Source organism: Burkholderia sp. JP2-270 (assembly GCF_003233675.1).
In the GTDB taxonomy this organism is placed as follows: Bacteria; Pseudomonadota; Gammaproteobacteria; order Burkholderiales; family Burkholderiaceae; genus Burkholderia; species Burkholderia pyrrocinia_C.
This window is the reverse complement of sequence record NZ_CP029825.1, coordinates 474,483-495,771: the sequence shown is the minus strand read 5'-3', so window position 1 is coordinate 495,771 and position 21,289 is coordinate 474,483. Positions and strand designations below refer to the sequence as shown.

20 protein-coding genes and 1 pseudogene are annotated in these 21,289 nt (G+C 65.9%); 8 read left to right on the top strand and 13 right to left on the bottom strand.

The annotated features are described in order from the left end of the window. The first annotated feature begins 132 nt into the window (after positions 1–132). The 3 genes and pseudogenes from DM992_RS19880 to DM992_RS42780 all read left to right on the top strand — a co-directional run. The gene (locus DM992_RS19880; RefSeq protein ID WP_111018304.1) at positions 133–930 is read left to right on the top strand and encodes an extensin; all 798 of its coding nucleotides are present in this window, start codon (positions 133–135) and stop codon (positions 928–930) included. Between the two features lie 170 nt (positions 931–1,100). After that, positions 1,101–1,346, top strand: coding sequence for an AbrB/MazE/SpoVT family DNA-binding domain-containing protein (locus tag DM992_RS19875; protein WP_111018303.1), 246 nt, complete (start codon positions 1,101–1,103; stop codon positions 1,344–1,346). Further along, positions 1,343–1,432: pseudogene (locus DM992_RS42780) on the top strand (VapC toxin family PIN domain ribonuclease); the annotation flags it as partial. The gene DM992_RS19875 and the pseudogene DM992_RS42780, both read left to right, overlap by 4 nt. A gap of 112 nt (positions 1,433–1,544) precedes the next feature. Here the strand turns inward: DM992_RS42780 and DM992_RS19865 are convergent. Together DM992_RS19865 and DM992_RS19860 are read right to left on the bottom strand one after the other, a co-directional pair. After that, a complete protein-coding gene (locus tag DM992_RS19865) occupies positions 1,545–2,918 on the bottom strand; it encodes an ATP-binding protein (RefSeq protein WP_111018302.1) in 1,374 nt (457 codons plus the stop codon). Further along, positions 2,919–3,647: a response regulator gene (locus DM992_RS19860; protein ID WP_111020305.1), complete on the bottom strand. Its 729-nt coding sequence runs from the start codon at positions 3,645–3,647 to the stop codon at positions 2,919–2,921. 244 nt (positions 3,648–3,891) lie between these two features. Between DM992_RS19860 and DM992_RS19855 the strand changes: the two genes are divergently transcribed. Then, the gene (locus tag DM992_RS19855) at positions 3,892–4,638 is read left to right on the top strand and encodes a MipA/OmpV family protein (protein WP_111018301.1); all 747 of its coding nucleotides are present in this window, start codon (positions 3,892–3,894) and stop codon (positions 4,636–4,638) included. Positions 4,639–5,165: 527 nt separating this feature from the next. On the opposite strand, the gene ahpF is transcribed toward DM992_RS19855, so the two are convergent. Both ahpF and ahpC read right to left on the bottom strand, forming a co-directional pair. Continuing rightward, the gene (gene ahpF / locus DM992_RS19850; RefSeq protein WP_111018300.1) at positions 5,166–6,764 is read right to left on the bottom strand and encodes an alkyl hydroperoxide reductase subunit F; all 1,599 of its coding nucleotides are present in this window, start codon (positions 6,762–6,764) and stop codon (positions 5,166–5,168) included. A gap of 117 nt (positions 6,765–6,881) precedes the next feature. After that, positions 6,882–7,445, bottom strand: coding sequence for an alkyl hydroperoxide reductase subunit C (gene ahpC / locus DM992_RS19845; RefSeq protein WP_034179823.1), 564 nt, complete (start codon positions 7,443–7,445; stop codon positions 6,882–6,884). A 380-nt stretch (positions 7,446–7,825) separates the two neighbouring features. On the opposite strand from ahpC, the gene DM992_RS19840 reads away from it, so the two are divergent. Next, on the top strand, positions 7,826–8,107 hold the full coding sequence (locus tag DM992_RS19840) for a GNAT family N-acetyltransferase (RefSeq protein WP_239511414.1): 282 nt from the start codon (positions 7,826–7,828) through the stop codon (positions 8,105–8,107). A 99-nt stretch (positions 8,108–8,206) separates the two neighbouring features. On the opposite strand, the gene DM992_RS19835 is transcribed toward DM992_RS19840, so the two are convergent. The 3 genes from DM992_RS19835 to DM992_RS19825 all read right to left on the bottom strand — a co-directional run bounded on the left by DM992_RS19835 (position 8,207) and on the right by DM992_RS19825 (position 9,807). Next, entirely contained in the window at positions 8,207–8,572 is a 366-nt protein-coding gene (locus DM992_RS19835) for a type II toxin-antitoxin system VapC family toxin (protein WP_111018298.1), read from the bottom strand. Next, on the bottom strand, positions 8,566–8,784 hold the full coding sequence (locus DM992_RS19830) for a ribbon-helix-helix protein, CopG family (RefSeq protein WP_111018297.1): 219 nt from the start codon (positions 8,782–8,784) through the stop codon (positions 8,566–8,568). The genes DM992_RS19835 and DM992_RS19830 overlap by 7 nt, the downstream gene beginning before the upstream one ends. Positions 8,785–8,910: 126 nt before the next feature. Continuing rightward, positions 8,911–9,807 (bottom strand): LysR substrate-binding domain-containing protein, encoded by an 897-nt coding sequence (locus tag DM992_RS19825; protein WP_072436531.1) that lies wholly within the window; start codon positions 9,805–9,807, stop codon positions 8,911–8,913. A 177-nt stretch (positions 9,808–9,984) separates the two neighbouring features. Here DM992_RS19825 and DM992_RS19820 point away from each other — a divergent pair, with 177 nt between their 5' ends. The 3 genes from DM992_RS19820 to DM992_RS19810 are packed head-to-tail and all read left to right on the top strand — an operon-like array spanning position 9,985 to position 12,937. Continuing rightward, a complete protein-coding gene (locus tag DM992_RS19820; protein ID WP_111018296.1) occupies positions 9,985–11,151 on the top strand; it encodes a branched-chain amino acid ABC transporter substrate-binding protein in 1,167 nt (388 codons plus the stop codon). A gap of 18 nt (positions 11,152–11,169) precedes the next feature. Further along, a complete protein-coding gene (locus tag DM992_RS19815) occupies positions 11,170–11,694 on the top strand; it encodes an L-2-amino-thiazoline-4-carboxylic acid hydrolase (protein ID WP_111018295.1) in 525 nt (174 codons plus the stop codon). Continuing rightward, positions 11,687–12,937: a Zn-dependent hydrolase gene (locus tag DM992_RS19810; RefSeq protein ID WP_111018294.1), complete on the top strand. Its 1,251-nt coding sequence runs from the start codon at positions 11,687–11,689 to the stop codon at positions 12,935–12,937. The genes DM992_RS19815 and DM992_RS19810 overlap by 8 nt, the downstream gene beginning before the upstream one ends. Positions 12,938–13,110: 173 nt before the next feature. Here DM992_RS19810 and DM992_RS19805 read toward each other — a convergent pair whose 3' ends face one another. The 6 genes from DM992_RS19805 to pgaB form a co-directional block, all read right to left on the bottom strand. Further along, positions 13,111–13,947: a cytochrome c gene (locus DM992_RS19805; protein WP_111018293.1), complete on the bottom strand. Its 837-nt coding sequence runs from the start codon at positions 13,945–13,947 to the stop codon at positions 13,111–13,113. A 282-nt stretch (positions 13,948–14,229) separates the two neighbouring features. Continuing rightward, entirely contained in the window at positions 14,230–15,513 is a 1,284-nt protein-coding gene (locus DM992_RS19800) for a hypothetical protein (RefSeq protein WP_111018292.1), read from the bottom strand. After that, positions 15,510–17,333 carry a glutamine--fructose-6-phosphate transaminase (isomerizing) gene (gene glmS / locus DM992_RS19795; protein WP_111018291.1) on the bottom strand — a complete coding sequence of 608 codons (1,824 nt, stop codon included), beginning with the start codon at positions 17,331–17,333 and terminating at the stop codon, positions 15,510–15,512. The genes DM992_RS19800 and glmS overlap by 4 nt, the downstream gene beginning before the upstream one ends. Positions 17,334–17,451: 118 nt before the next feature. Continuing rightward, positions 17,452–17,940, bottom strand: a complete 489-nt coding sequence (locus DM992_RS19790) for a Biofilm PGA synthesis auxiliary protein PgaD (RefSeq protein ID WP_111018290.1) — start codon at positions 17,938–17,940, stop codon at positions 17,452–17,454. Then, positions 17,918–19,189: a poly-beta-1,6-N-acetyl-D-glucosamine synthase gene (gene pgaC, locus DM992_RS19785; RefSeq protein ID WP_111018289.1), complete on the bottom strand. Its 1,272-nt coding sequence runs from the start codon at positions 19,187–19,189 to the stop codon at positions 17,918–17,920. Before pgaC ends, DM992_RS19790 begins: the two co-directional genes overlap by 23 nt. Next, positions 19,186–21,276, bottom strand: a complete 2,091-nt coding sequence (gene pgaB, locus DM992_RS19780; protein WP_111018288.1) for a poly-beta-1,6-N-acetyl-D-glucosamine N-deacetylase PgaB — start codon at positions 21,274–21,276, stop codon at positions 19,186–19,188. The genes pgaC and pgaB overlap by 4 nt, the downstream gene beginning before the upstream one ends. Between the last annotated feature and the right edge of the window lie 13 nt (positions 21,277–21,289).

The following is a 21,289-nucleotide window of genomic DNA, read 5'->3' as shown; positions in this document are numbered from 1 at the left end:
CCGGAACAGCGGCTGCGATACGTCTGACGATCGCGCCGCCGGCATCAATGCAACCAAATGTATTCATGCGGGATCAACGGCCGATGGCCGCGTATGATGGCTTGTTCACGTCGATATGATCGGTGAGCAAGCATGACGAGTACCCGCAAGACCTTGATGATCGCCGGAGGGCTCCTGGTAGCCGCAGCCGGCACTGCATACGTGATGCTCCTGCGCGCGGACCACCGTGCGATCGAAGACGCCGGCATCGGCGATCCGTCCGCGCCGGTTGCCACGGCGCCCGCGGACAACGATCACGCGGTGCAGGGCGCCATCGCGCCGCCGGCACCCGCTGCCGCGACGGCAGCCCATGCCGATACGGCACCGAAACAGGCGGCTGTCCTGCCGCCAACACCCGCACCGGTGACTGCGCCGGCGGCAGCACCCGCGCGCGTCAGCGCCGCACCTGCATCTGTCCCCGCCGTTCCGGTTGTCAGCGAGAAAGCGCAGCCGGTGACGAAACCGAGCGCGCCGCCGCCCAAGGTCAACGTCGTGACGGTCGATGCGCAGGATTCGACCCCGCCGGCCGCACAACAGGCGCAACCGGCTCAGCCGGCCGCGCCGGCGCAGGTCACGCAGCGCGCACCGCGCAAGCGCGACAGCCTCGAACGCCACGCAGCCGCTGCGCCTGCCGCACCGAAATCCGCAACGAAATCCGAAACGCCGGAGACGGCCGAGCTCGTCAGGGAATCGGCGAAGCTCGATCCGTCGTTGCCGCCGCCGCCGATGTCGTCGATGTCGATGTCGACGAGTTCCGGTTCGACTCGGCAGGGCGGTTCGTCGTCGGGCGCGAACCCGGTTGCCGCTGCGATGACCGAGCAACTGGTCAGGCAGTCGAGCAGTTTGAAGGCGCCGCCTCCGGCGAACGGCGATTCTTCTGCGACCAAGTGAGCCGCACGATTCGAGCGGTAATTTTTTGGAAATGATCGGGTATCCGGCATTCGGCTGACGCGCCCGTTGCCCGGCAGTCGCAGGGGGCTGACCTGCTGACTGCTGATGCATGCATTCTTGCGGTTTCCGCTTCCTTACCTAAAAGTAAGGAAATCCGAATCGGAGGCGCAATGGCATCGGCAACCGTGACATCGAACGGGCAGGCCACCATACCCGTGGGCGCGAGGACCCGCCTGGGCCTTGCGACCGGGGATCGAATCGAGTTCATTTTCAACGACCAGACCGGGCGGTACGAAGTCGTTCCCGCCACGGGTTCGATTGCCTCTCTCGAAGGCATCATTCGCAAGCCGGCAAAACCCGTGTCGATCGAGGACATGAATGCCGCGATCGCGGAGCGGAGCGCGTCGGCGCGATGATCGGTCGCGACACGAATGTGCTTGTGAGATATCTCGTGCAGGATGACCTGGTGCAATCGAAGACGGCGACCCGGCTGGTCGAATCTCAGCACGCGACGCGTTCAGTCGCGACGTCGCGCTCCGGCCTGAGATCGGAGGATGTCGTCGGCGCCATCACGGGCGAAGCGGCGCTCCGTTGCGATCGTCCGCGCGATAACGTCACGATCTCGACGCGGCGATGCGATCGGCGCACTCGTTCCGGCCGTACACCGTCTTCCCCCGCGCATCGCCCGCACGCTCCACCAGGGCCCGCGCTGGCAGCGAAATAACGAAGCGCGCACCGCCGAGCGGCGAGTCCTCGAGTCGCACGTTTCCGCCATGCACGAGCGCGACGCGCCGCACGATCGCGAGTCCGAGACCGAATCCGCCGGTCTGCCTGTCGCGGCTCGAGTCGAGCCGCTGGAACGGTTCGAACACGCGTGCACGTTCGTCGACCGGAATGCCGGGACCGTCGTCATCCACGCTCAGCACGAGTCCACCCGACGCATCGCTCGCCGCCGACAGCAGCACCGTGCGCGACGCATAACGCGAGCCGTTGCGAATCAGGTTCAGTAGCGCGCGCGCGACGAGTTTTGGATCGCACACGTGGGTGGCCTGCGCACCGGTCGTCGACACGCCGAGCGTGAGACCCCAATCGGCGACATCGTTCGCGACATTGCCGGCAACACTGTCGATCAGCGCAGCGACGTCGACTTCCATCGGTGCAAGCTCGCTCGCGCCTTGTTCCAGCCGCCCGATCGTCAGCAGCTCGGTAACGAGCTCGTCGAGTTCGCGCACGTCGCGCTGCAGCCCTTCGCGGCGCTCGCGCATCCGGGTGCTGTCGTCGCCTTCGGCGAGCAGCGCAAGCGCGAATTCGAGGCGCGCGAGCGGCGTCTTCAGCTCGTGCGAGATCCCGTGCATCATTTCCCGTTGCTGTTTGATCGATGCTTCGATTCGCTCGGCCATGTCGTTGAACTGCTGCGAGAGATCGTAGATGTTCGACCGGCTTGACAGCTTCACGCGCGTTGCAAGGTTCCCCGCGCCGAAGGCGCGAGCGGCGTTTTGCAGCCGGCGAAGGTCGCGCCAGTGATACGAGATCCACAGCGCGACGGCGAACAGCGCCGCCAGCGCGACCATGCCGTTTGCATAGATCTTGATGTCAAGGCCGGCCGGCCCGATCGGGTTCGCATGCAATACCGAGCCGTCTTTGAGCGGCATGTAGTAATGCTTGCGGTCGTAACTGATTGCGATCCTGCCAGCGTCGAGGTCGCGTAGCGGCGCGCCGCTCAGTTGGCTGCGAGCGTAGGCCATCGTCAAGAAACCGAATTGCTCATTTCCGTGCTGCGCGAGTTCGCGCAGCGCGAGCATGCGCTTCGCGCCGGGATGACGTTCGATATAGTCGTTCAGCACGAACGCGTAAGTAGTCAGCGAATCGCGCTGTGCCTGCGCCACGCGTTCGTAGAAAATCCTATTGAACGAGTATTGAATCAACAGGATCGACGCGGTGCAGCTCAGAATTACGACGAGATACAGCTTGATCAATGGGCGCAGCATTTACTCGTCCCAGGCAGAAGGGCTGAACAGGTAGCCGTGGCCCCAAATCGTCTTGATCCGGTGCGGCTCTGATGATGTGTCCTCGAAGCGCCGGCGCAGCTTGGAGATGCTCGAGTCGACCGATCGGTCGATTCCGTCGAACTCGATCCCGCGCAGTTGCTTCAGGATGTCGTCGCGGCTCAGTACCGTGCCGGCCGCGTGCGCGAGGATCAGCAGCAAATTGAATTCGGTGGTCTTCAGGTCGACGAGATCGCCGCGCCACGTGACCGTGCGGTTCGGCGGCGAAATCGTCAGGTCGCCGAACACGAGCGCGTGCGGCTGCGCATCTGCGGCCGGCTCCGGTACGGCGGGCTCCGCACGGCGCAGCAGCGCGCGGGCACGCGCAACCAGCACGCGCGGCTCGATCGGCTTCGTCACGTAGTCGTCGGCGCCGCTTTCGAGACCCGCGACCTGGTCGTAGACGTCGGCGCGTGCAGTGAGAATCAGCACGGGGACATTGGTGAACGCGCGAATGCGCCGGCATACCTCCGTCCCGTCGAGATTCGGCAGCATCAGGTCGAGTATCACGAGCGCGGGCCGGTATTCGCGTACCGCGGCGACCGCAAGGTCGCCGCGCCGCACGATCCTCACGGTAAATTCATAGCCGTCGAGGTATTCGCGCACGAGCCGCGCGAGTCGGTCGTCGTCCTCGATCAGCAACACTCGGTGTTCGAGCGGATTGTCGTTCATGGTCTCCTCGAAATGCACGCACCGTCCTTCGTCCTGCACGTGGGCGCGCGGCGCGGAGGCCGAATTCTATCCGTCGTTTCGGCGGCACGGGCGGCACACGACAATCGGGAACAATCGATCACAATTGAACACACATTCACCGCAGATTCCGGACAGTCGCGCCGCACGGTCGAACCTAGACTTCGGGCTCCGCCACTCTTGTCCCGATATTGTGCGTTCATCCCTCCGCTCCTTCTGCTGTTACATGCCGCTTGCCGGCCTGACGCTCGCCACGTTGGCCCACGCCGAAAACCAGTACGCGATTTCGCTCGGCGGCGGCTTTGCCCCACGTTATCAGGGCAGCAACCAGTATCGCGCCGTAGTCTTGCCCTCGTTCTCCGCGATGTTCGGGAACGGCTTCTTCATCGACACCAGCGCCGGCGCAGGCTACCGGCTGAATCTGCCGAACGGTGCGTTCGTGTCGGCGGCAGTGGGTTACGCCGCAGGCCGTACCGACGAAAGTCGTTTCGATCTGCCGGGTTCGGACCATTTGAAGGGGATGGGTCGGATTCCGGGCGCGGTGCTCGTCGGCATGCGGGCGGGTGTGAAGCTGCTGGATGGCGGCGAATTGAGCGTCACGGTCGATGCGCCGGTCACGCACACGTCGCGCGGCTTGTCCGGCCATGTCGATCTCGCAATACCCGTGTTTGAGGCCGGACGGCACGATGTCGTCTTGACGGGCAGCGTGCATGCAGGCACGGGGCGCAACATGCAGACCTTCTACGGCGTGACCGACGCACAGTCGAGGGCCAGCGGATTCAGACCGTACTCGACGAGCGGCGGGGTCGACAGTGCGACGCTGTCGCTTGCGTGGAACTGGGGGGTGTCGCGGCACTGGTCGGTGCACGCGAGCAGCGGCTTCACGCGGCTGCTAGGGCGCTACGGCGACAGCCCGATCGTCCAGACGCGCAGCAACTACTATGGGATGGCCGGCGCGACGTACAAGTTCTGAAGCGTTGAGCGACAACGCAGCCGCGTATGTTGCGCCGGGACGCGACGGGGAGAAACCGATCGAGTACGTGTATAGGTGTGGTTTCAAGAGATAGTAGATGCTGTCGAATTGTGTCGTTAGATGCGTTCTTATCACTGCACGATCAGGTGATCAAACTAGAGAGTCGAACAACACGCGATCACGGTGAGGCTGGCCAGCCGGGAAGGTGACGGGCACTGTGACAGTGGGTTACGCGGCGGGACACGGCAAGCGTCGAGCCATGCTCGTAGCGTTCAACCAACGACCGTTATCTGGGCGTAGCCGCCGCTGTAATGTCTATCCAGCAGCGCTGGCCAACGTCCGCAGGTGGCCGAACTGAGTCAGTCGATCTGACGCCGTCTGTTGGGTCTAGTCCAGCCTTATACAGTTAAAGACAATTCGCGATTCCTCTGCGTCTCCATACGTCGACACGAAAAAGGACCCCGCACGCCGACCAAGGCATGCGGGGCCAAGAGAGACAAACCGTTGCGACGATGCGCTGACGTGCGTTACGCGGCGACCGCTTCTTCGGCCTGCGGCTGAGCGGCTGCCGCCGGCGTCACGTCCTGCCGGATCAGGTGGTCGAACGCGCCGAGCGATGCCTTCGCGCCTTCGCCGACCGCGATCACGATCTGCTTGAACGGTACCGTCGTCACGTCGCCGGCCGCGAACACGCCGGGCACCGACGTCGCGCCGCGCGCATCGACGACGATCTCGCCGTGCTTCGACAGTTCGACCGTGCCTTTCAGCCATTCGGTGTTCGGCACGAGGCCGATCTGCACGAACACGCCTTCGAGATCGATGCGCTGCGTTTCGCCCGAGCGCAGATCCTTGTAGACGAGCCCGTTCAGCTTGCTGCCGTTGCCGGTCAGCTCGGTCGTCTGCGCCTGCGTGACGATCGTCACGTTCGGCAGGCTGCGCAGCTTGCGCTGCAGCACTTCGTCCGCACGCAGTTGCGCGCCGTATTCGATCAGCGTGACTTCCTTCACGATGCCGGCGAGGTCGATCGCGGCCTCGACGCCCGAGTTGCCACCGCCGACCACCGCGACGCGCTTGCCCTTGAACAGCGGGCCGTCGCAATGCGGGCAGTACGCGACACCGCGATTGCGGTATTCGCGCTCGCCCGGCACGTTGATTTCACGCCAGCGCGCACCGGTCGCGAGTACGATCGTTTTCGCCTTCAGCACCGCGCCGTTCGCGAGGCGGATCTGGTGCACGTCGCCCGGGATCAACGCGTCGGCGCGCTGCACGTCCATGATGTCGACGTCGTATTGCTTCACGTGCTGCTCGAGCGCGGTCGCGAACTTCGGCCCTTCGGTTTCCTGCACCGACACAAAGTTCTCGATCGCCATCGTGTCGAGCACCTGGCCGCCGAAACGCTCGGCGACGACGCCCGTTGCGATGCCCTTGCGCGCCGAGTAGATTGCCGCGGCCGCGCCTGCCGGGCCGCCGCCGACGATCAGCGTATCGAACACCGGCTTGTTTTCGAGCGACTTCGCGGCGCGCTCGCTCGCACCCGTATCGAGCTTCGCGAGGATTTCCTTCACGCTGCTGCGGCCCTGGCCGAACGATGCGCCGTTCAGGAACATCGTCGGCACGGCCATGATCTGGCGCGACTCGACTTCATTCTGGAACAGCGCGCCGTCGATCGCGACGTGGCGGATGCGCGGGTTGATCAGCGACATCACGTTCAGCGCCTGCACGACTTCCGGGCAGTTCTGGCACGACAGCGAGAAGTACGTCTCGAACGCGTAGTCGCCGTCGAGCGCGCGGATCTGTTCGATCACGTCGTCGTCGAGCTTGATCGGGTGGCCGCCCGTCTGCAGCAGCGCGAGCACGAGCGACGTGAATTCATGGCCCATCGGGATGCCGGCAAAGCGGATGCCGGCCGGCTTGCCGGGCTCGCCGATCGAGAACGACGGCTTGCGCTCGGCGTCGTCGCGGCGTTCGGCCACGGTCACGCGATCCGTCAGCGACGCAATCTCGTTCAGCAGCGCCAGCAGTTCCTGCGATTTCGCGCTGTCGTCGAGCGAGGCGACGAGTTCGATCGGGCGCGTGATTTTTTCGAGGTACGCTTTCAGTTGGTTCTTGAGATTGGCGTCGAGCATGGCGTTTCGGATTCCGTATTAATGATTATGGTCGGGCACGTCGTGCCGGAGGAGGGCGCGGGCCGCGCGATGCGACGGCCCGCCGTCGCGCCTCGTGCGAGGCGCGCGGAGCGATCGTCAGATCTTGCCGATCAGGTCGAGCGACGGGGTCAGCGTTTCCGCACCCGGCGTCCACTTGGCCGGGCACACTTCACCCGGGTGAGCCGCGATGTATTGCGCAGCCTGCACCTTGCGCAGCAGCTCGCCTGCGTCGCGGCCGATGCCGTTGTCGTGGATTTCGCACAGCTTGATCTCGCCTTCCGGGTTGATCACGAACGTGCCGCGCAGCGCCATCCCTTCTTCCTCGATCAGCACGTCGAAGTTGCGCGACAGCGTGAGCGTCGGGTCGCCGATCATCGGGTACTTGATCTTGCCGATCGTGTCCGACGTGTCGTGCCATGCCTTGTGCGTGAAGTGCGTGTCGGTCGACACGCCGTAGATTTCGACACCCAGCTTCTGGAATTCCGCGTAACGGTCGGCGAGGTCGCCCAGTTCGGTCGGGCAGACGAACGTGAAGTCGGCCGGGTAGAACACGACGACGGACCACTTGCCCTTGAAGTTCTCTTCGGAGACGGGCACGAACTCGCCGTTGTGGTATGCGGTTGCCTTGAACGGCTTGATTTGGGTGTTGATGATCGGCATGTGGTGGTTTCCTTTGCGTCAGTGGTGAGTGGAGTGTTGCCAGTATCCGGGTTCACCCTGACTTTGGGAAATTGCTTGTTTCAATCCGGGGCATCGGGAATTTCTATCTGCTTCCGGCCCTTGATTGGGTGGGGTGGCGGGGAGGTGCTCTTGACGTATGGGCGGGCTGGGTGGGGGCGGAGCTCCGAGCAAGGCGCCCGGCGCCTGAGTGGCTTCGGGCGCAATACAATCTGAAGCATGCCGCGTGAGGGCCTTTATCTGCGGGCAGCCGATTCACCTGAACAGCGCGGGATCCCAGGAAAAGAAGCCTGATCGTTCTGGACGAAATACCGCCGTCGTTTCCCGATCTGATCGGAGACGGGCTGGCCGGATTCAACGCGGTGTCGAAAGGGCCGTCGAACTACAAGGATTTGGCCGTCTCGGTCGGCGACACGGACGACTGCGCCGGAGGATTGATCGGCTACACCGCGTGGGGATGGCTGTTCGTCCAGTGGCTGTGGGTCGCGGAGCACGCGCGCGGCCAGGGATACGCGTCCGGCCTGCTCGTGCGCGCGGAACAGGTCGCGGCGGAACGAGGGTGCGCAGCCGCGTGGATCGACACCTTCAATCCCGATGCGAAGCGGCTCTATGAGCGATTCGGCTACGTCGTGTTCGGCGAGTAGGCCGATTTTCCGGCGGGGCACACGCGATACTTTTTGCAGAAGCGGTTCGGCTTGTCTACGTCGAGTTGACGCATTTGCATTGCCGCCGCGCTTATCGGCTCAGATCTGATACGGCATTCGAATGCCGGGTTCGGTGGGAGGGAAGTCTTTCGTGTTGCGCGACACGAGCAGCAGCCCGTTCACTTGCGCCGATGCCCAGACGATCGCGTCAGGCAGGCGTATGCGGCGTTCCTTGCGAATGATCACCGCACGATTCGCCACCGTGCTGTCGAGCGCGATGACATCGAATGACGAGAGCCATGCGCGAGTCGGCGCTTCGTTACGTGCGGACGTGCCGACCAGAACCTCCATCCACGAGATCGTGCTGATCGCACGATAGTCATAGCGGCCTAGCTCCGCGCGGGCGGATTCCACGCCACCCAGATAGTCGATCAGGATGTTGGTGTCGAAGAGAGCTTTTACCATTCCGAGCGCATTTCCTCCTGATACGCGAGCCCGTCGACCGTGCGATCTTTCCAGAGGCCGAATACGTCGTCGGCGAGCGGGCGCTTGTGCAGGGCAATGTAGGCATCAATCGCGTCGCGGATGATCGCGGCGCGGGGACGACGTTCAGTCTTGACGATGACGGCCAACTCGTCGAGCTGGCCATCCGACAGATCAACCAGAATTCGGCTCATGACAGCCTCCGATATATGATATGCATATCATATATACCAGTTCGAGGGTATGCAAGACCCGGATCGGGTGCGGCGGGAGGCGCCTTCGCGTAAACCGTTGTCCGGCAAGCGACAGGGCGCCTTCGCTCAAATCCCCGCCATCTTCCTCAACCACTCCGCCAGCCGCCGTGCCCCGTCCGGCATGTCAGCGTCCTCGCGCGTGCACAGGTAATAATCGCGCCCGTCGTCGAGCGCGTGATCGAACAGTTTCACGAGCTCGCCGTTCGCCAGTTCGCGCTCGACCAGCGGCGCGCGCAGCAGCGCGGCGCCGAGATCCGCCCGCGCGGCGCTCAGCGTCAACTGACCATCTTCGAACATCGGCCCCACCGCGTGCGACACATGCCGCACGCCGGCGCCCTGCAGCCAGTTGACCCACGTGCTGCGATCCTCGTCGTGCACGAGCGGCGCATGCGCGAGATCGGCCGGCGTGCGGAACGGCCCGTGGCGCTTCAGGAACGACGGGCTGCACATCGGCACCATCGCGCCCGGCAGCAGCCGCTCGCAGCGGTAGCCGGGCCAGTCGCCGGTGCCGAAGCGGATCGACAGGTCCGACGCATCGCTTCGGTAATTGCGGTGATGCGCGTACAGCACGGTCACGTCGACATCCGTGTTGTCGGCCAGGAACGAATGCAACCGCGGAATGAACCAGCCGATGCCGAGCAGCGGAATCAGGCTGACGGTGATCTGCCGCAGCGACGAGCGGTCGCGCACGAAGCGCGTCGCGCTGCGCAGCACCGAGAATGCGGCGCTGATGGAGCGGTAGTAGTCGCGCCCTTCGTCGGTGAGCGCGAGCAGCCGGCCTTCGCGCACCGTCAGCGGCGTCTGGATGAATGCTTCGAGCAGTTGCAGTTGATGGCTGACTGCCGACGGCGTGATGTCGAGTTCGCCCGCCGCCGCGGTGACCGACCCGAGACGCGCAAACGCTTCGAACGCACGCACCGCGCGCAACGGCGGATCGTGCGGCAATTGTTCGATATTTTTCATGTATCGAATTTTATCGAAAAGTCAGGGTAAGCGACAACAAGAAAATATCTTGTATTTACAATATGTTGAGTTAATGTGTCGAGAACGGAATAAGCATCAAACAATTGGGTATTTGGGGCTTGGGTGCTGAATATTTAATATTTTTCATGTTTTGATCCGAATCACCGATCCCCGCACATGAAAATCGCCTTCCTTCACGCCAGCCTCGTTTTCTCGGCGGCCGCACTGGTCGCACCCGTTCCCGCGTTCGCGCAGTCCGCGCCGCAGACGATCCTGATCGGTCTCGCCGCGCCGCTCACCGGCCCGTCCGCACGTATCGGCAAGGACCTGCAGAACGGCGCGCAACTCGCGATCGACGACGCGAACGCGAAGCATCCGACCATCGGCGGCAAACCGGTCGTCTACAAGCTCGTCGCGGCTGACGACCAGTCCGATCCGCGCACGGCCGTCGCAGTCGCGCAGCAGCTGGTCGACCAGCACGTGATCGGTGTCGTCGGTCACTGGAACACCGGCTGCAGCGTGCCGGCGTCGCGCGTCTACCGCGATGCGGGGATTCCGCAGATCGCGCCGGCGTCCACCGGCCATCAATACACGCAGCAGGGCTATGCGACGGCCTTCCGCATCATGGGTCACGACGATGCGGGCGGCAACTTCACCGGCGCGTATGCGGTGAAGACGCTGAAGGCGAAGCGCATCGCGGTGATCGACGATCGCACGTCATTCGGCGCGGGGCTGGCCGACCAGTTCATCAAGGGCGTGCAGGCGAACGGCGGCGCGATCGTCGATCGCCAGTACGTGAACGACAAGACCACCGACTTCAGCGGCGTGCTGACCGCGATCAAGGGCAAGCGCGCGGATCTCGTGTTCTTCGGCGGCCTCGATGCGCAGGCCGCGCCGATCGCGCGCCGGATGCGCCAGCTCGGTGTGAACGCGCCGCTGCTCGGCGCGGGCGGCTTCGTGAGCCAGACCTTCCTGTCGCTCGTGGGCAAGGACGGCGACGGCGTGACCGCGCTCGAACCGGGCCTGCCGCTCGACCGGATGCCGGGCGGCAAGGCGTTCGACACGCAGTATCAGGCGCGTTTCCGCGCACCGATCGAACTGCATGCGCCGTTCGCGTACGACGCGGCGGCCACGCTGATCGCAGCCGCGCAGAAGGCCGGCACGACGCAACCGGCGAAGCTGGTCGCGGCGGTCCGCGCGATCGACCGGCCCGGCGTGACGGGTCGGATCGCGTTCGACGGCGAAGGCAACCTGAAGGCCCCGGCCTTCACGATCTACCAGGTGCGCGGCGGCAAGTGGAGCGTCGTCGACGTGCTCGGCGGCACGCGCACCACGACCAAATAAACGACACGGACGATCCCCATGACCGAACCGACCCGGACATCCGCCGCCGCACCCGAGGACACGCGCCTCGGAATCCTCGCGCGGCGCCGCATCGAAGCGGAAATCATCAAGCCGATCTACGAGATCATGAAGCGCGAATTCGGCGCAGAGCGCGCGCAGGCCGTGATCGCGGAAGCCGTGCGCGGCGCGGCCGTCGATGCGGGCCGCACGTTCGCCGCGCAGGAGCCTGGCGGCACGAGCGTGAAGTCGTTCATCGCGCTGCAGGTGCTGTGGGAGAAGGACGACGCGCTCGATGTCGAGGTGCGGCGCGCGGACGACGCGCACTACGACTACGACGTGCATCGCTGCAGCTACGCGGAGATGTATCACGCGATGGGGCTCGGCGAGATCGGCCACCTGCTGAGCTGCGCGCGCGACAGCTATTTCATCCAGGGCTATGCGCCGAACATCGCGCTGACGCGCACCAGCACGATCATGCAGGGCGGCAAGCGCTGCGATTTCCGCTACGCACTGCAGAGGGCGCCGGAGAACGGCGATGCGTGACGACAACGTGAATGCGCCGCGCGTCGACGGCGGCCGCCTGTGGGCGTCGCTCGAACGGATGGCGCAGATCGGCGCGACGCCGAAGGGCGGCGTCTGCCGTCTCGCGCTGACCGATCTCGATCGCGAGTCGCGCGATCTGTTCGTGCAGTGGGCGCGCGACGCCGGCTGCACGGTGCGGGTGGACCGGATGGGCAACGTGTTCGCGCGCCGCGCAGGCCGTAATCCCGATGCCGCGCCGGTGCTGACGGGCTCGCATGCCGATTCGCAGCCGACGGGCGGCCGCTACGACGGCATCTACGGCGTGCTCGGCGGGCTCGAGGTCGTGCGCGCGCTGAACGACGCGGGTATCGAAACCGAGCGCCCGGTCGACGTCGTGATCTGGACCAACGAGGAAGGGTCGCGCTTCGCGCCGGCGATGATCTCGGCCGGCGTGTTCGCGGGTGTCTATACGCTCGAATACGGGCTGTCGCGCACCGACAGCGCGGGCAGGACGATCGGCGAGGAACTGGAGCGGATCGGCTACGCGGGCGCGGAGCCCGTCGGCGGTTATCCGGTGCATGCCGCATACGAACTGCATATCGAACAGGGCGCGATTCTCGAACGGGCCGGCAAGACGATCGGCGTCGTGACGGCCGGACAGGGGCAGCGCTGGTACGAGGTGACGCTCACTGGTGTCGATGCGCACGCGGGCACGACGCCGATGGAATTCCGTCGCGATGCGCTGGTCGGCGCCGCGCGGATGATCTCGTTCATCGACGTGCTCGGCCGCCGTTACGCGCCGTACGCGCGCGCGACGGTCGGGATGATCGAAGCGCGGCCGAATTCGCGCAACACGGTGCCGGGTGGCTGTTTCTTCACGGTCGAGTTTCGCCATCCCGACGATGCGGTGCTCGACGAGCTGGACGCGGCGCTGCGCGCGGAACTCGCGCGCGTGGCGGACGAGACCGGCCTCGGCGCGCAGATCGAACAGATCTTCAAGTACCCGCCGATCCCGTTCGCGCCGCGCTGCATCGACGCGGTGCGGGATGCGGCCCGGGCGCTCGGGCTGTCGCATATGGATATCGTGTCCGGTGCGGGGCATGACGCGTGCTACGTCGCGCGCGTCGCGCCGACCGGGATGATCTTCGTGCCGTGCGTGGACGGGCTGAGCCACAACGAAGCCGAAGCGATTACGCCCGAATGGGCGGCGGCGGGTGCCGACGTGCTGTTGCGTGCGGTGTTGCAGAGCGCGCAGGAAGCCTGAGTGTGACGAAGGCGGCCCGGCGGGCGGGTGTTCGCCGGCAGTTCGCAGCGTTCGGATCGCCGTTCAGCAGGACCGTCGCCTGAGCGGTTGCGTCTGCGCGGCCTCGATCGATGCGATGGTGAACAGCATGTCGCCTGATGTCGTCAACGTTCCTTATATTGTCAGGCCGTGCGTTACTTGCCCGCCTTGCGCCGCGCCATATACGCGAGATACGCGACGATCTGGTCGAGCTCCCGATCGCTCAACTGATCGGGCGGAAACGCCGGCATGCTCCGGCCCGGCCAGTCGCGCACCGACGCCGGATTGCGGATGTAGCGGCGCAGCGCGGCGGGCTGGAAGTAGTCGACCGGATTCATCGGTGCGTTCAGGTCGGGGCCGGCATGGCTGCTGCCCGCGCCATCGACGCGGTGGCACGCGAGGCATTGCGTGACGAACAGGTGCTGGCCCGCGCGGGCCGGATCGCTTGAGGGCAACGCGGGATCGACGGCGAGCGACGGCCAGCGCGCGACCGGCGACGATTCGATCGTGACGCGCACGATCTGGTAGGGCCACTGCTCGCCGCGCACCGACGGCGCGTCCGGCCCGACCCACACGAGATAGAACGGCCCCGCGCTGAGCTGCTTGCCGGGCAGCTTCGGCCACGGATGGGCCGAATCCTCGATCGCGAGCCATGCGACGGCGCCGGCCGGCGCGCGGCGGCGCACGAGATCCAGCGGCAGTTGCGCGGCGAAGCCGTCGGCCGCGCGCGTTTCGAGCACGCCTTCGGCCGGCAGCGGCGTATCGCCGAGCAGCGCGGCGAACGGCACCGCGCGGAACGTCATCGGCCGGCCGTACGCGATGTCGCGCGGCACGTGGATCTCCGTCGCATCGGGGCGCGCGAGCAGCGTCTGCCGCGTCAGGGTGCGGGCCGTGCCGTCGGTCTCGAGTTCGAGCGTGGACTGGGCCGACGCGCGTTGTCCGATCAGGCAAACCGTCAGCAGCACGAGCGAAAACCACTGGCGCTTCAGCATTCGTTCTCCGGGAAGGGGCGTTACGGCGGCGGCAGGACGCGCAAGCCGCAGCCGATGGAAGGAATCGGGCGACAGTCTATCCGGTACGCGCGGCGCTGGCGACTTCGGTGCGGGAAAGGTTGGGCGGCTACGATCGGACAGGCCCGCGACAGCATGTCCGGCTACCGGGCCGCCAAATTGGTGTGGCGTTGTCATAGCGCGGTTCGGGCAGGGAGAAAACGAAGGGCAGGGTGGCGCACGCGGACTGCCCGCGTTCACGAGATTGCCGTTACCGGACCACCGTCAGCGATTCGCACACGGCACTTCATTCTTCGACAGCGGCGTGTCCCGCTCCGGTTCGAAATCGGCTTCGCGCGCGCCTGCCGGCGTCAGCGACACGAAATGCATCGCCGCGCCTTGCGCCGGGAAACCGGCAATGCCCGTGGTACCCCACGGAATCGGCGAGTGCTGCGCGCCGCTCACCGAAATTTCCGCCGGCGCAAGTGCCAGCGTCAGCAGCCGCCCGTCGCGGGTCGGCACATACGCATGCGTGCCGGAGACACCGATGCCGGATTCGCGCACCGACGCCGGCAGGCAGTCGAGCGTCGCCGTGCGGCGGCCGTTCGGGTCGATCAGCATCGCGACACCGCGATCGTTCGCCGTCGTCGCGACGACGATGAAGCGGTCGATCGCCGACACGTAGGCCGACGAGTACACGTAGTACCGGATCGCACCGTTCAGCGGCCCGAGCTTGTCGAGCTTCGCCGTGACCGGATCGAACATTGCGTATTCGAGCGTCGCGTCCGTGCTGCCGTCGATGAATTTCTGCCAGACGAGCAGCGCGTTGCGCGGCGAGCCCGCGATCACGGGCCACCACTCGCGGCGGTGCGGCGCGACCGCGACATGGTTCAGCATGCGCCCGGCCGCATCGTAGGTTTTCAGATAGACGCCGTTGCCGGTGCCGAGGTTGTCGACGCCGCCGCCGTCGATCCAGTCGGCGGAATAGAACACGACGAAGCGTTCGCCCACCGTCGCGACATGCCCCGAGTGGCCGCCCGGCTCGACGTCGTTCGGGTAGGGCTTGATGGGCTTCAGGTCGCGACGGTAGACGCCGTAGCGCTGGCTGACTTCCTGCGGCGCGTTCCAGCCGTCCTCGAACGTGACGAAGATGTCGCCGCGCGCGTTCTGCGCGATCGACACGGGCTCCTGCGCCTCGGGGCGGCTGATGAACGGTCGGACGTGCAGCAGGTGCGGCTTGCCGGGCAGCCACTCGCCGACATACACGTCGTGCGGCCAGTTGCCGTTGCGCATCGCGCCGCGCGGCACGATGCCCGAGCTGCTGAAGAACACCCAGCGTTTGCCGTTGCCCGCGTCGGCCACGCCGATGCCGTGCATGAAGCGCCGCGAGTCGCCGGTGTCTTGCGGCACTGCCGGGCCCTGAACGGTGACCGTATGCACGACGGGCGCGGCGGCCAGCGCCGACGGCGGTGTCGCGACGACGCAGCACGCGCCGCAGAGCGCAGCCGCGACGCGGCGAGCCGGGCTCGGCCGCGCGCCCGCCTGCGCCGCGCGCGTTCGCCCCGTCATTCGACGGTCACCGATTTCGCGAGGTTGCGCGGCTTGTCGACGTCGGCGCCGCGCGCGCAGCCGACGTGATACGCGAGCAACTGCAGCGGGATCACGTTGACGATCGGCGACAGCAGGTCGCCCGAATCGCGCACGCGGATCAGGTGCGTATCGCGATCGGCGTCGATCATGAGCTGGTTGCCGGCGAGCACGTAGAGCCGCCCGCCGCGCGCGCGTACCTCGGCCATGTTGGACTTCAGCTTCTGGAACAGGCGGTCGTCCGGCGCGATCGTGACGACCGGCATCGCGCTCGTGACGAGCGCGAGCGGGCCGTGCTTCAGTTCGCCGGCCGCATAGCCTTCCGCATGGATGTACGACACCTCCTTGAGCTTCAGCGCGCCTTCCATCGCGATGGGGTAATGAATGCCGCGCCCGAGGAACAGCGCGTTCTCGGTGCGCGCGAACTTCGCGGCCCAGCCCATGATCTGCGTTTCCAGCGCGAGCGCGTGGCTGATGCGGTCGGGCAGCGCGCGCAACTGTTTCAGGTGCATCGCGACCTGCGCGGCGTCGAGCCGGCCGCGCAATTGCGCGAGCGTCAGCGTCAGCACGAACAGCGCGACGAGCTGCGTCGTGAACGCCTTGGTCGACGCGACGCCCAGCTCGATGCCGGCCCGCGTCAGGAATCGCAGCGGCGCGTTGCGCGCGATCGTGCTGGTTGCCACGTTGCAGATCGCCATCGACAGATCCTGGCCCATCTCGCGCGCACGCTCGATCGCGCCGATCGTGTCGGCCGTCTCGCCCGACTGCGAGATGCCGACCACGAGCGTGCGCGGATCGGCCACGGTGTCACGGTAGCGGAATTCGCTGGCGATCTCGACCTGCGCGGGCACGCCCGCGATGCTTTCGAGCCAGTACTTCGCGGTCAGGCCCGCGTAGTAGCTGGTGCCGCAGCCGAGCAGCAGCACGCTCCGAACGCGCGACAGCAGCGCGCGCGTGCTTTCGCTCTCGTCGAACAGCGCCGGCGAGATCGTGTCGATGCCGTCGAGCGTGCTGGCGATTGCCTTCGGTTGCTCGAAGATCTCCTTCTGCATGAAGTGCTGGTACGGGCCGAGCGCGGCGTCGCCGTCGCGCGCCTTCACTTGGCACAGCGGGCGTTGCGCTTCGTGCCCGCCCGAGTCGACCACGGCGATGCGCTCCGGCGTGATCAGCGCGACGTCGCCGTCTTCCAGGTAGACGAAGCGGTCGGTCAGGTCGCCGAGCGCCGCGCAGTCCGACGCGAGGTAGTTCTGTTCGGCGCCGATGCCGATCACGAGCGGCGAGCCGGCGCGCGCGGCGACGAGGCGCTGCGGTTCGCGCGCGCTCAGGACCGCGATCGCGTACGCGCCGTGCAGCCGCTTGACGGCGCGCATGACCGCGTCGAACAGGTCATCGCGATAGAGGCTGTGGATCAGGTGCGCGATCACTTCGGTGTCGGTTTCGCCGCGAAACGTGTAGCCGCGTTGCCGCAATTCGGTGCGCAGCGCGTCGTGGTTCTCGATGATGCCGTTGTGCACGACCGCGATCGTGTCGCCCGACATGATCGGATGCGCGTTCATTTCCGACGGCGCGCCGTGCGTCGCCCAGCGCGTATGCGCGATGCAGGTCTGCGCTTCGAGACCGAGCGTCATCACGCGATCCTGCAGGTCCGTCACGCGCCGCAGCGTGCGTTCGCTGAGCAGGCGTCCGTTGCCTTGCGCGGCGATGCCGCACGAATCGTAGCCGCGATACTCGAGCCGGCTCAGCGCATTGACCAGTTGCGGCACCTGATTGTTCAGACCGCTTGCTCCGACGATTCCGCACATGATTCACCTCGTCCACAAGAAGTTGCCGGCCTGCCGGCGATGCACGGCAGCGCGGCGTCGGGAGCGGCGCCGCGCTGCACGGATGCCGACCCGTGCGCGGCGGCGCGTCTCCGCTGACCTACTCGCGGGGCGGCGGCCCCGCATGGGCTACCCACTCGATGCCGGAAATCGACCCGTTCGCGTCGTGCGACGCGACGAGAATGCGCGTCGTGCGCCGCGCGCCGCGCCGGCGGGCGCCGGCCAGCGCGGTCGGCGGCACCGCGCGCACCTTCGCGCTGGCCGAGCGCCGCAGCATCTTCGACACGCGCAGCCGGTACGCGAGCGGATGCACGACGCGCCCCGCGATCAGCCACGTGACGGTCGTGCCCGCGATGATCGCGATGCAGGTCGCGTAGAACACGATCTGTTCGATCGGCATCTCGGCCTCGTTGAACGGCAGCAGGTAGCGGTACGTGTAGATGCAGATCGATGCCCACACGGCGCCCACCAGCGCGGGTCGCACGAGGCGGAACCAGACGACCAGCACGAGCCCGATGATGCGGCCGCGCTCGGCGATCAGTTCGCGCGGCGTGCGCAGGGAAAGATCAATAATCGGTGCGTTCTTCATGTTGAATGCCTCGGTCGGGGCTGACCCATACGGCCCGCTTGCCGCGGCCCCGCAATACGACGGCGGGCAGGGCGACAACGGTGGTGATCATGCTGATCAGCCAGAAGGCCACGGGATACCAGACGGTGTCCAGGAAATACATCAGGAGTTTTTCGTCGTAACGACGATCTATCATGCTGCCGATGATCAACTGCAGGATGCAGGTGGCGACCAGCAGCATTCCGTGCCAGTGCGGCACGACCGACACGTGCCAGTCCCGCGGCAGCGGATGAACGACATCGACGAGCGCGAGCAGCAGGATGAACGACATCGAGTAGGCCCACGCGATGCCGATCAGGTACTCGACGAACAGCGGCCACATCATCATCTGCGTCGGCCGCGCGAGCGTGCCCGCATACTTCATCAGCACCTGGATGCCGCCTTTCGCCCAGCGCAGCCGCTGCCGGTACAGCCCCTTTACCGTTTCGGGCATCAGGATCCAGCTCAGCGCGTGCGGTTCGTATACAACGCGCCAGTCGCGGCACTGCAGCTTCCAGCTGATGTCGATGTCCTCGGTCAGCATGTCCGAGCTCCAGTAGCCGACGTCGGCGAGCGCGGTCTTGCGGAACATCGTGATGACGCCAGACACCGTGAAGATGCGACCGTACACCTGCTGCGTGCGCTTGATCAGTCCGACGATCGACGAGAATTCGCCGACCTGCATGCGGCCGAGCAGCGACGTGCGCGTGCGGATGCGCGGATTGCCGGTCACGGCGCCGACGCCGGGATCGGTCAGAAAGTGCTCGAGCATCCAGCCGATCGCGTCGTGCGCGAGCAGCGAATCGCCGTCGATGCACAGCAGGTATTCCGCGTTCGATACGGCCGCCGCGGTCGTGAGCCCGACCGCCTTGCCTTCGTTGCGCGCGTGATGGATCACGAGCAGCCGCGGGATCTCCGCGGCCAGTTCGTTGAGGATCTCGCCGGTGCGATCCTTGCTGCCGTCGTTGACCGCGATGATGTCGTAGTTCGGGTACTGCATCGCGTTCAGGTGGCCGATCACGGCGCGCGCGTTCGCCGCTTCGTTGAAGCAGGGCACGACGATCGAGATCTTCGGGATGCCGCTCGACGCGATCGTCCGCGTCGACAGCACGCGACCCTCTTCGAGCAGGAAGTAGTGCACGACGCCGCCAATCATCCACAGATATGACATGAAGAACGGGTAGTAGAAGACGAAATCCTGCAGGCGCTGGATGATGCTGTGGGTCGTCATGGTGTCTTCGTCCCCTGCGGATGCTGCATCTGCATCAGCGCGTTGATCGACGTCGGATCGAGCCGCGACTTCAGCGACATCACGTCGCGCATCGTGTCGAGATCCGGCTGGTTGTTCAGGAACTTGTCCGGGTAGTAGCCGAAGTTCACCGCGCCGTTGCTGCGCAGCCGCCGCATCTGCGCGATCAGCGCGCTGCCGGAAATGTCCTTGCGCGCGCGCCAGTCGTACGACTGCAGTTCGAACACGGTGCGTGCGAGGCCGCGCTGTTTTGCGCGGACGGCGCCGACGAGCTGGTCCATCCAGCGCTGTGGGTCCGGTGCCTGTTCCATGTACGGCATCGCCATCAGCGCGACGAAGTCGTAGGCGGCGAGGAAGTCGTCGTAGTTCTGCGCGTACCACGCTTCGGACTCGGGTTTCAGCACCGGCAGCGCGAAGATGTTGCGCGCGGTCAGCACGTCGCCCGCATTCTGGTTCGCGAGCACGATCTGTTCGAGCTGGCGCGTCAGGTCGATCAAGTAGCGCGTCTTCTGCCGCGTCCAGCGGCTCATCAGGTCCGGCGTCGCGCGGATCTTGCCGATGTCGGCCGGCAGCCCCCACTGCGAATACGCGCTCAGCGCGTGCCGGCCCGCATCCTCGTAATCGTCGAGCACGGCATCGTCGCTGAACAGGATGCCGTTGAACGACGCGTACTTGCCGAGATCCTCGTAGATCTGCTCGATCATCAGCCGCGCTTGCGGGTCGAACGGGCTCAGCCGGTATACGCGCGAGCCGTTTTCGCGCGCGGGCGCGCCGCCGTACGCGCTGACGGCCTCGAGCCCGCGATGCTTGTCGGCCGGCGGGCGGAACGCCAGCACCGGCATCCATGCGTACACCTGCACGTTGGCGCGCGTGTTGAGCTGCCAAGCGGCGCGCGAGAACAGGTCGGCGCGCATCGGCAGGTGCCGGTTCGGGAAGTACAGCGATTCCGCGACGCCGGTGCCCTTCGGATCGGCGAACGCCTGCAGATACACCGATTTCGGCTGCATCCGGTAGATGCGCTCGATGAGCTTGCCGAGATTCGTTTCCTGCCGCGCCGGATCCGGATCGTAGACCTGGTCGAGATCGACCTGCACGACGCGTTCGGGGCGATCGACGTCGCCGCGGTTGGTCGCCGGCTCGCGCATCGACCGCTCGAACCCGCCGATGTCGACGTCGTACATCATCAGGATCCGCCGCAGCCGGTCGAGCGGCACGTCCGGCGTATTCGGGCCGGCGTCGAGGCTGAACTGGATGTCCATGCCGAGCGACGTCGAAATCTTGCGCACGGGCTGGTTTTCCGCGCCGTATGGCCAGACCATCGAGCGTGCGACGATGCCGGTGCGTTCGCGAATCTGCCGCACGCATGTCTGAAGGTCGTCATGCACGCGGGCTTCGAACTCCGCATCGGTTTCATAGCGCTTCTCGTTCTGAAGGTACAGGTGCGACGTGGTGGCCGGCAATTCGTTGCCCTGCGGATTCGCGACCGCGCCGTGATGGAGGTTGTGCGTGTGGCACGCGAGCTCGACGAGATTCGACTTGCCGACCTTCTGCACCTCGTCCCACGACATGAAGTAGTCGCGCGGCATCTGGATCCTGTCGCTGATGCGGATCGGCGTATCCGGCGGCGCGTCGATCCATGCGGTGACGATGCCCATCACGGCCGGATACTTGAAGCGCTCGAGCAGCGGCAGGACTTTCGTGTAGTGGCTGCGGTAGCCGTCGTCGAACGTCAGCAGCACCGCGCGCGGCGGCAGCGGCTTGCCGCCGCGCCGCGACGCCTCGATCTGCTTGACCGTGACGGTGTGGTAGTTGTTGGTCTGCAGCCACGAGAAGATGGCGGTCAGCGTACCGGTATCGACCGCGTACGGATCGACCATCGTCGACGTGGCGAACGTCGACAGCAGGTTGTCGCGCACGTCGTGCAGGCAGATCACGCGGAACGTCTTGCCGTCGACGGGATCGGACGGCGGCAGCAGGTCGATCATCCGCGCATTCGTCACGCCCGGGAACAACGAACAGGCCGCAAACGTGCCGAGGCATCCGCACATGAAGAACCGTCTGGATTGCATCGTTCGAGCTCCT